Genomic DNA, 12,036 nt, shown 5'->3' with positions numbered 1-12,036 from the left:
CGGTCCGGGTTCAGTTCTTGGACGGAATACGGGCGACCATGCGCAGCGAGGTCGTCAGTTCTTCCATCTGCAACCAGGGCCGCATCCATGCGACCGCATTGTAGGCGCCGGGTTTGCCCGGCACTTCCTGCACGGTCACCTTGGCATCGCGCAGCGGATATTTCGCCCGGCTTTCCTCGCCCGCCTCGTCATTGGCGTTGACGTAGTTGGCGATCCAGCGGTTGAGCCAGACTTCGCAATCGGACGCCTCCATGAAGGAGCCGATCTTGTCGCGGCCCATCACCTTGAGGTAATGCGCGAAGCGGGACGTGGCCATGATATAGGGCAGGCGGGCCGAAACGGCGGCGTTGGCCGTGGCTTCCGGCTTGTCGTAAAGCTTCGGCTTGTGCGCGGTCTGGGCGCCGAAGAACACCGCATAATCCGTGTTCTTGTAGTGGCAAAGCGGCAGGAAGCCGAGCTTGCCGAGTTCGGCGTCGCGGCGGTCGGTAATGCCCACTTCGGTCGGGCATTTGAGATCGAGATCGCCGTCATCGCTGGAGAAGACATGCATGGGCAGATTTTCCACGCGGCCGCCATTTTCCGCACCGCGGATAGCGGTGCACCAGCCGCTTTTTGCAAAAGCGTCGGTCAGCTTCGTTCCCATGACATAGGCGGCGTTCATCCAGCAATATTCGTCATGCTGCAGGTCGCCATTCACCGCCCCCTGGTTTCGTCATAGGCGAAATCGTCAATCGGGTTGGTTTTCGGGCCATAGGGCATGCGCGCCAGAACACGCGGCAAAGCGAGCGTGACGAAACGGGAATCGTCGCTTTCGCGGAAGCTGCGCCACTTGGCATATTCCACCGTGTCGAAAATCTTCTCGAGATCGCGTGGACGGGCGAGATCGCGATAGTCCTCGAAACCGAACATGTGCGGGCTTGCCGCCGAGATGAACGGTGCGAAAGCCGCCGCCGCAATCGACGAAACGCCCTGCAGCAGTTGCACGTCATCGAAGGAATTGTCGAATTCGTAATCGCCGATGATCGCGCCGAGCGGTTCGCCGCCGGGGGTGCCGAATTCGTCTTCGTAGATCGCCTTGAAGAGGCGCGACTGATCGAATTCCACGGCCTTTTCCAGATCGCGCGCCAGTTCCCGCTTGCCGGCATTCATGACGCGGATCTTCAGGTTGACGCTCGTTTCGGAATTCTTGACGAGATAGTTGAGCCCGCGCCAGGTGCCTTCGAGCTTGGCGAATTCCGGCGCCTGCATGATGGCGGCGAGCTGTTCGGAAATCGTCCGGTCCAGTTCGGCAATGGCGTGGTTGAGGGTGACGGTGAGGTTGCGGTCGTATTTGACCGTTCCCTTCAGCGCCTGGTCTGTCAGCGTGCGCAGAAGATTTTGTGCGCGGTCCGGTTCGGTCTGGCGGGTTGCGGCAACCACCTTGGACAGCAGTCCCTGATCTTCGGCGGTCGTTGCCTGTGCTTCGTTTTTCAGCAGGCTTTCAGCGCTCATGTTTCAGTCCTTCCACATGCGGCTTTGAAAAATGCCGCTTGAACAGTTGAAGCCCCGCAATCGGGGCCGTTCGGGGAGGTTTTCCTCCGCACAGGCGATTATTTGCTCGCGCCGTTCTTTTCCTTGAGTTCGGAAACCAGCGTTGCGAGATCGGTCTTGTTCTGCAGAATATCTTCCAGCATCCGTTCCAGATCTTCCGAACGGTCGGCCTTGGAAAGCAGGTCGCGCAGCTCGTTGCGGGCGTCCAGAAGCGCCTTGAGGGCAGGAACCTGCTGCACGACGGCGCCGGGTTCGAAATCGTCCATGCTTTCGAACTTCAGGTTGACCTGCATGTCCGTGCCGTCTTTCTGCAGCGTGTTGGCAACGGCAATGTTGAGGCCAGGCGTCATGCGGCGCATCACCTCATCGAAATTGTCGCGGTCGATCTGAACGAATTTGCGTTCGCCGAACGGCTTCAGCGGCTGGGTCGGATTGCCCGAGAAATCGCCGAGAACGCCGACGACGAAGGGCAGTTCCTTGACCACCATCGCGCCTTCGGTTTCGACTTCATATTTGATGTGGACGCGGGGCTTGCGAACCCGTTCCAGCTTTTCGTGTACACTTGCCATTTCAACCTCCTTGATGCCCCTTGGCATGGCTGACTGTGAGGGGACGGGGTTTCCGTCCCTTGCCTCGTTATTTTCCGTTGTTGTCTCCGCCGGGTTTGATCCCGGCGGCCGTCAGAACTGCATTGCGGGCCTGTGCTTCGGGCAGAAGCTCCGCCAGCAGTTCGGAAAAATCCATGCGCCCCCTGCGAACCAGCGTTTCGATGGAGAGCGAGATCGGCGAATGCGGTTCGGTCCGGCGAAAGTAACGCGCAACCGAGAGAAGAGTTTCAAACGCTTCATCGCGTGATGATATGCCTTCCGGTGACGTCGTGGGTGTTCGTACCGCCGGTTGCCCATTGCCGTTCGTTCCAGGAATTGCGGCTGCCGTCTGCTCGACCGGTGCCGGCTCCTGCTCGCGCCCGCCCAGCGTGCGGATGGCCGCAGCAGCTTCGATGAGCGTGTTGCGGATGTTGGAGCTGGGCGGTGCGGACTGGCCGCAGCGTTCGGAAAGAACCGCCATGATGGCGTCGAAGCTGGAGAGGCAGGCGTTGACTTCGGCCAGATGGGAAGACATGGCGGCAACGCCTGCTTCCGATGCCAGCCGATACAGTTCTTCGCGCCGTTTGCTCTCGTTGGGTCGCTGCGCCAGCTGGAAATCCCAGAGGCTGTGCTCTCCAAATTTCCCTCCGGGGATCAGCGGCGCAAGCCGAAGCGGCTGCACAAGCGTTCCCTCGGTGCCGATGCCGTTCAATCCCGCAAAAGGTGCAAATTTTTCCTCATCATTATCATCGCTGATGGAGCGCAATGAGTCCCAGTGGTTGTAAAAAAGATCGCCACAAAGCTCATAGATTTCTCGCAGTCCAGGAAAGCCGCGTAGCCGCAGGCTTGCTTCCGCAAGCCACGCCAATATTTCTATGTCCTTGCTTTCGGAATATATAATCTGCAATCCAAGATTGCTGACATTGTCCCAGCTACTGGAGATCTTTAAGTTATTCTGTGGGGACGCGGCACGCTCTTCTGTGCGTGCCTGGTTTCTTTCATCCTTAATTCTATAGTATATTTCACGCGTTCTTGAATCGATGCGGATGTTTTCTCCGCAATCTCCAAAAAATTCTATATCTCTTTTAACATGCGGCGCGTTCAAGAGCAGTCTATCCCCAGAAAATAGTAATGGATTTTTTGCAGTTACTTCCCTTACGTAAGGCTATTCCTCAGACAGACTTATTCAAAATGTGTCTAAATTGTGGCGTCTACTGCCTAATCTAACCCTATAAAAAATAAACTTCGGGGTGGACAACCCGGTTTCATCATCATAGTTATTCCACGTCACGTTGTGGAATGAACCCGGGCAGGAGGCTCATTGCATGTCGCATATCGATCTCAATCGCCTCGTTGAAGCGCTTGAGCCTGACCTGCGCGTCACCCTTGAAGCTGCGGCTTCTGTTGCGGTGCGTATGGGGCACAGGTACGTGGATATCCCGCATTGGCTGCTGGCGGTTGTAGATGCCGGCATCTATGCGAAAACATTCGACGAATTAAAAATTCCACTTCCGGTATTGCAGGCGGAAATCGGCCGCAGCCTGGAAGAAGCCGTTATCGGCGATGGAGAGGCCTTGTCGCTCTCCCAGAACATTCTGACGGCAGGCCGCGAGGCATGGGTTCTCGCGTCGCTGGAGGCCGGGCGCGACCGCGTGACGCTTTGCGACCTGCTTCTGGCGATGGACGAGGAAACCTCGCTGCGCTCTTTCGTCCGCTCGGCATTTCCGTCGCTGAAGGCGATGGATCGCGCGGCTCTCGAACGCCTTCGCAGTTCGGTTGAAGACAGCAGTGGAAGAGCGGTTCCTTCCGCGACGACGGGTGCCGCGGCGGCCGCCGGCCAGAACGATTTTCTGCGCCTTTACACCCAGGACATGACCGCCGACGCCCGGAACGGCAAGGTCGATCCGGTGATCGGGCGCGATGATGAACTGCGCCAACTCGTTGATATTCTTACGCGCCGTCGTCAGAACAATCCCATTCTGGTGGGTGAGGCCGGTGTCGGTAAAACGGCGGTCGCCGAAGCGCTGGCGCTGGAAATCGCTTCCGGGAATGTGCCGGAAAAATTGCGCAACGTCCGCCTGCTGAACCTCGATATTTCGCTGCTGCAGGCTGGCGCCGGCGTGAAGGGCGAGTTCGAGCGCCGTCTTCATGGCGTGATCGATGCCGTAAAACGCTCGGCCGAGCCGGTCATCCTGTTCATCGACGAGGCGCACGGGCTTGTCGGCGCAGGCGGTGCGGCCGGACAGGGCGATGCGGCCAATATTCTCAAGCCCGCTCTCGCGCGGGGCGAAGTGCGCACCGTCGCGGCCACGACCTGGAGCGAATACAAGAAATATTTCGAAAAGGATGCGGCGCTGACGCGTCGTTTCCAGCCCGTGCATGTGCGCGAGCCGGATGAGACGACTGCGATCCGCATGTTGCGCGGTGTCGCCGATAGCTTTGTCAGCCATCATAACGTTATCGTTCGTGACGAGGCGATTGTGGCGGCGGTGCAATTATCGGCGCGTTACATGCCGGCGCGGCAATTGCCGGACAAGGCCGTCAGCCTTCTCGATACGGCCGCGGCCGCCGTTTCGCTGGCGCGGCAGACCCTGCCGGAACGGCTGCGCGCCATGGAAAGCGAGCGGCGTCTTCTGACCGATGAATTGAACTGGCTTCTGCGTGAACCGCAGGATGACGAGATGCAGGGCCGTATCCAGTCGATACGCGACGAAGTCGAGAAGCTGGAGAGCGGGATCGACGATCTGCGCGACCGTTACGATGCGGAAATGGCTGAACTCGGCGAAGAGCAGCCCGTTGAAACCGGCGCGTCGAATGTGTCGCGCCTGCGGCCTGCGGCTGAGACCAAACCGGCAAATGCCGAAAGACTCGTGCCGACGGTGGTCGATCGTGAAGCGATCGCATCCGTCGTATCGCGCTGGACCGGAATTCCGCTCGGTAAGCTTCTGGCCGACCAGATCGAAAGCGCGCGCACATTGGATGCGCGCATGCGGCAGCGGGTCGTGGGGCAGGATGCTGCAATCGGCCGCATTGCCGATGCGATGCGCACCGCCCGTGCCGGATTGTCCGATCCACGCCGCCCGCCTGCCGTGTTCTTCCTCGTCGGCATGTCCGGAACGGGAAAGACCGAGACGGCGCTGTCGCTGGCCGACCTGCTCTATGGCGGCAACAGCCATCTGACGACGATCAACATGTCGGAGTTCAAGGAGGAGCATAAGGTTTCGCTGCTTCTCGGTTCGCCGCCCGGTTATGTCGGTTTCGGCGAAGGCGGCGTGTTGACGGAAGCGGTGCGCCGCCGGCCGTTCGGCGTTCTCCTTCTCGATGAGATCGACAAGGCCCATCCCGGCGTCCAGGATATTTTCTATCAGGTGTTCGACAAGGGCGTGCTCCGCGATGGCGAAGGCCGCGATGTCGATTTCAAGAACACCACGATCTTCATGACGGCCAATACCGGATCAGAGCTGCTGGCCGCGCTTTCCGCCGATCCGGATACGATGCCGGAAGGCGAGGCGCTGGAAGCGCTGCTGATGCCGGAACTGACCAGACAGTTCAAGCCCGCATTCCTCGGGCGCACGATCATTCTGCCTTTCATGCCGCTCGGTGCGGAAGAACTTGCAAGGATCGTGGATATGCAGATCGGCAAGATCAGGGAACGTGTTCTCGCAACATACGGCGCCGACCTGACCCTTTCCGATGCCGCGCGCGACGCGTTGGTGGCGCGCGCCGGTGCAAGTGAAATTGGCGCACGCGCCATCGAAATCATGATCGGCAAGGATCTCCTGCCGCCTCTTTCCAGCTTTTTCCTCGAAAAAGTCATCGCGGGAGAACGCGTGGGCAAGATCGTTGTCGATTTTGGTGAAAACAGGTTCGGCATTCGTGCCGAAGCGGCTGGGGAAACAGATGAATTCGCCGCGCCCGAAGAGGGTGGGGTGGATGAAGTTGCCGCGTCGGATGGGGCTACCCGACGCATGCGGCATTAAACGAAGGGTAACGCGGCCTCGAAGCAAGAGGTCATTTCAGCTACAGGAGCTTACAGCATGCCAATTTATCTGCAGATTGACGGTATCCAGGGCGACGCCACGCATGAGGAACACCGCAAGTGGATGGACATCGAAGCCATTCACTGGAACGTAGCGCGCAACATGAACACGTCTGCCGGTTCTGCTGCAAACCGCGAAGCATCCGAACCGACCATTTCGGAAGTCATTCTGACCAAGGTTAGCGATTCTTCTTCCACCAAGCTTTTCCAGGAAGCCTGCGCCGGCCGCACTGGCAAGCTTGCAACCATCCATCTGGTGACCACGGGCAATCCGGGCAACACCTATATCGAGTATCTGCTGACGAACACACTCATCGCCAGCTACTCGGTGGATTCCAGCGGTGACCGTCCGGTGGAAACCATCAAGCTCAACTTCACCAAGATGGAAGTGAAGTACACGCCGTTCGACGACAACAACTCGCCGCAGTCTCCGATGATCGCCTCTTACGATCTGGCGACGACGAAGGCCGCTTGATAGCGACGCGACCCGGTGCCGGTATTTGCCGGCACCGGAACGTTTTCATTGCAGTTTTGCAGCTCACGTCGTGATGTTTCTCATCCACGTTGGACGAGGCGGGTTTTTCATGCGCTCCCTATATGCGTTTTTTGTTTCCGTGCCGGTTGTTCTGGCTCTGTCCGGTCTTTCGCCGGCGGGTGCCGAGGAACGGACATGGATATTCTCCGGTGCCGAACTCAAGCAGGCCATCGAGGGCAAACTTGCCCCGGAAGTGTCTGATCCGGAAATGCGGCGGCTGGTTTCCGTCGCAAAATCGAGCGCCTATATCGCCGGTGTGGCCGATCTGACAAGCGGATCGGACTGGTGCGGTGCGGGTGCCGTGGCGCCCCATGAACTCACCGACCGGATCTACACCTATCTCGGCGATCTTCCTGCGGAAAAACTGGATGAACAGGCAGCCACTCTCGTGCGGGAGGCGCTCAAGGTCTCCTTTCCCTGTGAGCAGAAAAGTAACTAGTGGGACGAACCATGCGCGTTAACTTTGACACTCTCTATAAGAATTATCCGAGCAGCGACCCGTCGCATCCGAACTATCTCAGCCAGCGTGATCTGTTCACGGAAATCGGCTGGGACGATTTCATCGGCAATCCGAACTATCACAATACCTGCGCCATCCGCGTCAGCATCGCTTTCGTGAAGTCGGGCATCAACATCGTGCCCGCCTCGCACCGCATCCAGAAGGGCGCCTATGCCGGTAAGGGCATAGAGGTGAACATGCGCCGCCTTGCCAGCCTGATGAAGCGGACGAGCTATCTTGGCGAACCCGAACCTTTCACCCCCGCGACGGCGCGCAACGGCATCGGCGCCCGCAACGGTGTCGTGGCGTTCAACAATATCCCCGGCTACACCGGCGGCGGTCACATCGATCTTGTGCGGGGCGGCTCGGAAGCCACCCAATGTGCTTCGGCCTGCTACTACAATTCGGAAACGATCTGGTTCTGGCCCCTGCAGTCCAGCCGCGGGTCCTGATTAGGAGTATCCCATGAACGACCAGCCTTCGTTTTCTGATTTCGTTCAGGCGAGCCGCGTTCTGAAGGTGTCTTCGCCACTCGGCGAAGATCAGCTTCTGCCGGAGCGCCTGTCCGTCGAGGAGGGCGTATCGCAGCTCTTCGACATTCGCCTGACGGTGCGGGCCAAGAAGGAAGCGGTCAAGCCCGAGGAACTGATCGGACGGCTGGTCGATATCTCCATCGAAATCAGCCAGGGCGAGGGCGATGGCGGCGGTGTTCGCCGCCCCTTCAACGGCCTGGTGACGGAGCTGCATGAGGGCCCGCCGATCACACGCGGCATGCGCTCTTATGCGCTGACGATCCGCCCGCAAATGTGGCTTCTGTCGCGCCGGTCGGATTGCCGCATCTGGATGGACAAGACGGCGGTCGAGATCGTTGAGACGCTGTTTTCCGAACACGGCATTCCCGCTCCCGATACGTCAGGCATCATCTCGCCGCCGCCTGCACAGCACTACAGCGTCCAGTTTAACGAGACGGACCTCGACTATCTTTTGCGCCGCTTTGAAGAGGACGGCCTGTTCTACTGGTTCAGCCATGAGGACGGTTCCCACAAGCTGCATGTGGCCGACAGCGCCAGCGGTTGGCTCAGGCCGTCGCCGGCCGCCCAGGGGAGGGGACGGTGCGCCTGGCGCAGGGGTCGTCGGATCGCAACCACATCACCGACTGGGCGCGGCGTTTTTCCTATGTCTCGGGCCAGCGTGCGGGTGCCGACTGGAATTTCGAGACGCCGGGCATGGTGCCGGGCACGATGACCCCGTCGCTGGTGCAGATGCCGGATGCGACGAAGCGCGAGCTTTACGAATATCCGGCCCGCATCAAGACGGTGGAAGAGGCCGAGCGGGCGCAGAAACTGCGCACCCAGTCCATCGAAGCCGATCACGACCGGGTTTTCGGTTCGTCGACCGCGCGCATTCTGGAGGCCGGCCGCCGCTTCACGCCTTACGAGGTTGCCCATCCCGAACACGCCTATGAAGAACATGTGATCATCAGGGCAAGCCACAGCATCGTCGACCTCTCCTATGAGACCAATGGCAACGAGCCCGAATATCGCAATCACTTCGAGGCGATCCCCGCCCGTGTGCCGCTGACGCCGCACCGGTCGACAAAACGCCCGCGCATCGAAGGCACGCAGGTGGCGATCGTCGCCGGCCCCGAGGGCGAGGAAATCCATCCTGACCAATATGGCCGCATCAAGCTGTGGTTCCCGTGGGACCGCAAGGCGAAGAAGGATGGCACGGATACGTGCTGGGTGCGGGTCAGCCAGGCATGGGGCGGCGGCACATGGGGTGCGCAGGTCATTCCGCGCATCGGCATGGAAGTGATGGTCGCTTTTGTCGATGGCGACCCGGACAAGCCGCTGGTCATTGGCGTGGTCAACAATCCGGCCAATTCCGTGCCCTATGACCTGCCGGCCAACAAGACCCGCATGGTGCTGCGTTCCAACAGCCACAAGGGTGACGGTTTCAACGAAATCACTTTCGAGGATGAGGCCGGCAAGGAGAACCAGTTCTTCCACGCCCAGAAGGACCAGACGACGCGGGTATTGAATGACCGGACCAAGCGCATCGACCGGCATGAGGTCGCCTCGGTTGGCGGCAACCGCGCGGTGGAAGTTTCCGGCAACCAGAAACACGAGATCGGCGGCTCGGTAAACACCGTCGTCGGCGGCACGGGGCCGATGGCGATGATGGCCATGGCCGGCGTGCAGGCGCTCTCCGGGCAGACGGCGGGGCTGCTTTCGCAGGCCGCCCAGATCGCCGGCGGCGGTGGCCCGGGCGTTGCGGCCTTCGCCACTACGCTCGCCTCATCCGCCCTCGGCTTCCTCGGCGCAGGCGGTCTTTCCTCGCGTGAGGGCGTGGTTTCCGGCCCGAGCCCGCGTGCGGATGCGGGTACGGCGCTTGCCGGCTCCGGCTCGGGCGTCGGTTCCGATGCTTCGGGGTTATTCCCGCTGCCGGGTATCATGAACACGATCGTCAGCACGTTCAAATCCGACAGCGTCGGGGTGGCGCGGGCAGAACAGATCGGGGTGAGCAAGGTTACGAATGTCGGCCAGACGTCGCTGGAAAGCGTCGGAAAGACAAAGAAGACAACCGTTGGAGAGCGTTACGAAATAAACGTTGGCAAAGCCATTTTCACGCAAACTGAAAATCACACGGTGATCGTCAGCGATAAGATAGTGCTTGCCGCGCCGGGCGGCGTTATCGAGATCAACAAAAACGGGGTGTTTATCAAGGCAACCAAGTTCGAGGTCAAAGCAAACGCTGTGAACTTCAAGCGTGGCAGTGCCGGCAAAAGCACGAACAAGCCTTTTGCTGAAGACTGCTCGAAGAAGTAGGGGTTGGCGTGGAACTCAATAGCGAGAAGAGGCACGAAGTTCTTTCCAAACTGCGCGAGGAGCAGGGGGCTGGCGGAGCCGCGCGTCTTTATGCCGTGGTCGATGCGTCCCGGGCGCCGATGATTATTCCACCAGCGCTTCAAGCCATGACGGACAAGGTTGCATGTCTTTACAGAGGCAATGCGCTTGAAGAGTTTGGAGACGATACGGCCTGGGTCGCAGAGATGACATCTGACGAAAGCGTATTGCAATGGCTTATCGATAAGGGCTTTGGCAAACGCTGGTCAATTTTTCTGCGAACGTCGCATGCATTGGAAGATGTCGTCCGGCATTTGAGGAAATTTACGATGGTCAAAGATAGTGAGGGGACTATTCACTTCTTTCGTTATTACGACCCACGAACGCTGCGCCAATATCTGCCAGTCCTGACATCAGAGCAGGCCGCCGTTTTCTTCAACGGAATTGAGTGTTTTTATTGTGAAAACGACCTGAAGGCGGGAGAATTCCTCAAGTTCCGCTTTGGAAATGGCACTGTACATCGTGAGATCGTCTTGCCTTCTGAAGACACGGGCCAGACAAAGGCAGTTGAGAGGACATTATCATGATCATTGAATTCGATCCGCGTCAGATGAATGCGATGCTGCACGATGACGACGATTTTACGAATTATTTCACCAGAGAGGTGATGCCAAAGCATCTACCCAGTTTCGCCGATATGGCGGGGTCGCCCCAGGCTGCCGAAATGACACGGTGGGGCAGGCGCTATGCGGAGCATTTCGGCTTTTCCGATCCAGTTTATCAAATTCACTTTGTCGTTTTGATGTGGCGGATCGGCCCGGATTTCTTTCTCTTCGAACCGTATAAATCCATCCTGGGAGACCGAAGCCAAACCGAGGAACAACGTATCGAGCGCTGTAACCTTGAGCCGACCATGAGCCAGGAGGGAAATGCGATTGCGCGGAGCGACAATGCCTTCTGGTTCCCGCAATATATGAAGAACAACATTCTCGGCGTCCCTTATGACGACATCGAGGAGGAGTTCGAGCGTGAGCGTGCTGCCAGGGCGAGAGACGTTCAATGAGCCAGCATCTTGATGATCTCGTCAATGTCCCGGATACACGCGAGCTTGAACTGGCCCGTCGTGATCTGGATATGCTGAACCAGCGCTATACCGAAATCGCGAAAGAAGCGGGTTGGCTGGCTGCTTCGTCCATCCCCGTGGTGGGCGGTGTCGTGGATGTCGCGAGCGCCATTGGAAACGCCTGGACTGGCAACTGGGCAGATGCCGGTCTGGATCTCGTCGGTCTCGTTCCCGTCTGGGGTGATGGGGCCAAGGCCGCTGCCAAAGGCACCAAGATTGCGCGGTATGCCGAAAAACTGATGAGCCAGGTTGCCGCCGCGCAGCGCAAGGTCAAGGCGCTCGAGGAGCATGTACGAAAGTCGGCGGCGGCATCGAAATATTGGGCTTCCAAGCGCGGCGAAGCCTACCGCAAGCTTCAGGAAGATTTGAGGAAATGCAATACGAAGGCATGCCGTCAGAAAAAAATCGACGAGTATAAGGATGGTGGCAAATACAAGAACATTCCCCGGGAAAAGGGGACGTGGGCCGGAGAACCGGGAAACAGCAAGTGGTCTCCTGAACCGGGATCGAATGCCGATAAAGCCCTGAAAGAATACGGTCAGGATGGGATTTCTTACAAAAACGGGAAACCCGATTTTTCACCATTCGTGAAAAAAGGTCCGGATGGGCAGCCGATTCAGACCCGCATATCTGATATGAAGGGTGACTTGGCTCGAGGGCCGGATGGCGACGTGGGTCAAGCCGTTGGTCCGCTCAAAGAAAGGTATGGCAGCTGGAGCAAGGCTGCCGACGAAAATGGCTTTACGTGGCATCACAATGAAGACACATCAACGATGCAGCTGGTCGACTCGCGCATACATAATACCGGCCAGGGCGGCGGTGCCCACAGCGGCGGCGCTTCTGCAGTCAACGATCCTTCCTATTAGAACGGAGTTGT

The 12,036-nt window shown here is 58.8% G+C and carries 9 protein-coding genes and 2 pseudogenes; 8 read left to right on the top strand and 3 right to left on the bottom strand.

What is annotated here, in order from left to right; translation table 11 throughout:
• Positions 1–10: 10 nt before the first annotated feature.
• From tssC to tssA, 3 genes and pseudogenes are all read right to left on the bottom strand, one after another.
• A pseudogene (gene tssC / locus O3W47_RS25265) lies at positions 11–1,491 on the bottom strand (type VI secretion system contractile sheath large subunit).
• A 98-nt stretch (positions 1,492–1,589) separates the two neighbouring features.
• The gene (tssB, locus tag O3W47_RS01925; protein WP_035263819.1) at positions 1,590–2,099 is read right to left on the bottom strand and encodes a type VI secretion system contractile sheath small subunit; all 510 of its coding nucleotides are present in this window, start codon (positions 2,097–2,099) and stop codon (positions 1,590–1,592) included.
• Positions 2,100–2,166: 67 nt separating this feature from the next.
• Positions 2,167–3,222: a type VI secretion system protein TssA gene (gene tssA / locus O3W47_RS01920; protein WP_269312813.1), complete on the bottom strand. Its 1,056-nt coding sequence runs from the start codon at positions 3,220–3,222 to the stop codon at positions 2,167–2,169.
• A 220-nt stretch (positions 3,223–3,442) separates the two neighbouring features.
• Here tssA and tssH point away from each other — a divergent pair, with 220 nt between their 5' ends.
• From tssH to O3W47_RS01880, 8 genes and pseudogenes are all read left to right on the top strand, one after another.
• Positions 3,443–6,097: a type VI secretion system ATPase TssH gene (tssH, locus tag O3W47_RS01915; RefSeq protein WP_269312812.1), complete on the top strand. Its 2,655-nt coding sequence runs from the start codon at positions 3,443–3,445 to the stop codon at positions 6,095–6,097.
• A 57-nt stretch (positions 6,098–6,154) separates the two neighbouring features.
• Complete coding sequence (locus tag O3W47_RS01910) at positions 6,155–6,631, top strand: Hcp family type VI secretion system effector (RefSeq protein ID WP_003504561.1); 477 nt, start codon at positions 6,155–6,157, stop codon at positions 6,629–6,631.
• A gap of 109 nt (positions 6,632–6,740) precedes the next feature.
• Complete coding sequence (locus O3W47_RS01905) at positions 6,741–7,130, top strand: Rap1a/Tai family immunity protein (protein ID WP_059761069.1); 390 nt, start codon at positions 6,741–6,743, stop codon at positions 7,128–7,130.
• Between the two features lie 11 nt (positions 7,131–7,141).
• Positions 7,142–7,642: a type VI secretion system amidase effector protein Tae4 gene (locus O3W47_RS01900; RefSeq protein WP_262532213.1), complete on the top strand. Its 501-nt coding sequence runs from the start codon at positions 7,142–7,144 to the stop codon at positions 7,640–7,642.
• 13 nt (positions 7,643–7,655) lie between these two features.
• Positions 7,656–10,018: pseudogene (gene tssI / locus O3W47_RS01895) on the top strand (type VI secretion system tip protein TssI/VgrG).
• Positions 10,019–10,026: 8 nt separating this feature from the next.
• Entirely contained in the window at positions 10,027–10,623 is a 597-nt protein-coding gene (locus tag O3W47_RS01890; protein ID WP_269312811.1) for a DUF4123 domain-containing protein, read from the top strand.
• Positions 10,620–11,099, top strand: coding sequence for a hypothetical protein (locus O3W47_RS01885; RefSeq protein WP_174022351.1), 480 nt, complete (start codon positions 10,620–10,622; stop codon positions 11,097–11,099). Before O3W47_RS01890 ends, O3W47_RS01885 begins: the two co-directional genes overlap by 4 nt.
• On the top strand, positions 11,096–12,025 hold the full coding sequence (locus O3W47_RS01880; protein WP_137454324.1) for an HNH endonuclease: 930 nt from the start codon (positions 11,096–11,098) through the stop codon (positions 12,023–12,025). Before O3W47_RS01885 ends, O3W47_RS01880 begins: the two co-directional genes overlap by 4 nt.
• Positions 12,026–12,036: the final 11 nt, after the last annotated feature.

This window comes from Agrobacterium sp. LMR679, from assembly GCF_027157905.1.
In the GTDB taxonomy this organism is placed as follows: Bacteria; Pseudomonadota; Alphaproteobacteria; order Rhizobiales; family Rhizobiaceae; genus Agrobacterium; species Agrobacterium leguminum.
The sequence above is the reverse complement of the archived record's forward strand: the minus strand, read 5'-3'. Positions and strand labels throughout refer to the sequence as shown.

What these genes read in the sequence shown, in the direction of transcription:
- tssB (WP_035263819.1), bottom strand. Translation starts at nt 2,099, where the DNA reads ATGGCAAGTGTACACGAAAAGCTGGAACGGGTTCGCAAGCCCCGCGTC.
- tssH (WP_269312812.1), top strand. Translation starts at nt 3,443, where the DNA reads ATGTCGCATATCGATCTCAATCGCCTCGTTGAAGCGCTTGAGCCTGAC.
- O3W47_RS01910 (WP_003504561.1), top strand. Translation starts at nt 6,155, where the DNA reads ATGCCAATTTATCTGCAGATTGACGGTATCCAGGGCGACGCCACGCAT.
- O3W47_RS01905 (WP_059761069.1), top strand. Translation starts at nt 6,741, where the DNA reads ATGCGCTCCCTATATGCGTTTTTTGTTTCCGTGCCGGTTGTTCTGGCT.
- O3W47_RS01900 (WP_262532213.1), top strand. Translation starts at nt 7,142, where the DNA reads ATGCGCGTTAACTTTGACACTCTCTATAAGAATTATCCGAGCAGCGAC.
- O3W47_RS01885 (WP_174022351.1), top strand. Translation starts at nt 10,620, where the DNA reads ATGATCATTGAATTCGATCCGCGTCAGATGAATGCGATGCTGCACGAT.
- O3W47_RS01880 (WP_137454324.1), top strand. Translation starts at nt 11,096, where the DNA reads ATGAGCCAGCATCTTGATGATCTCGTCAATGTCCCGGATACACGCGAG.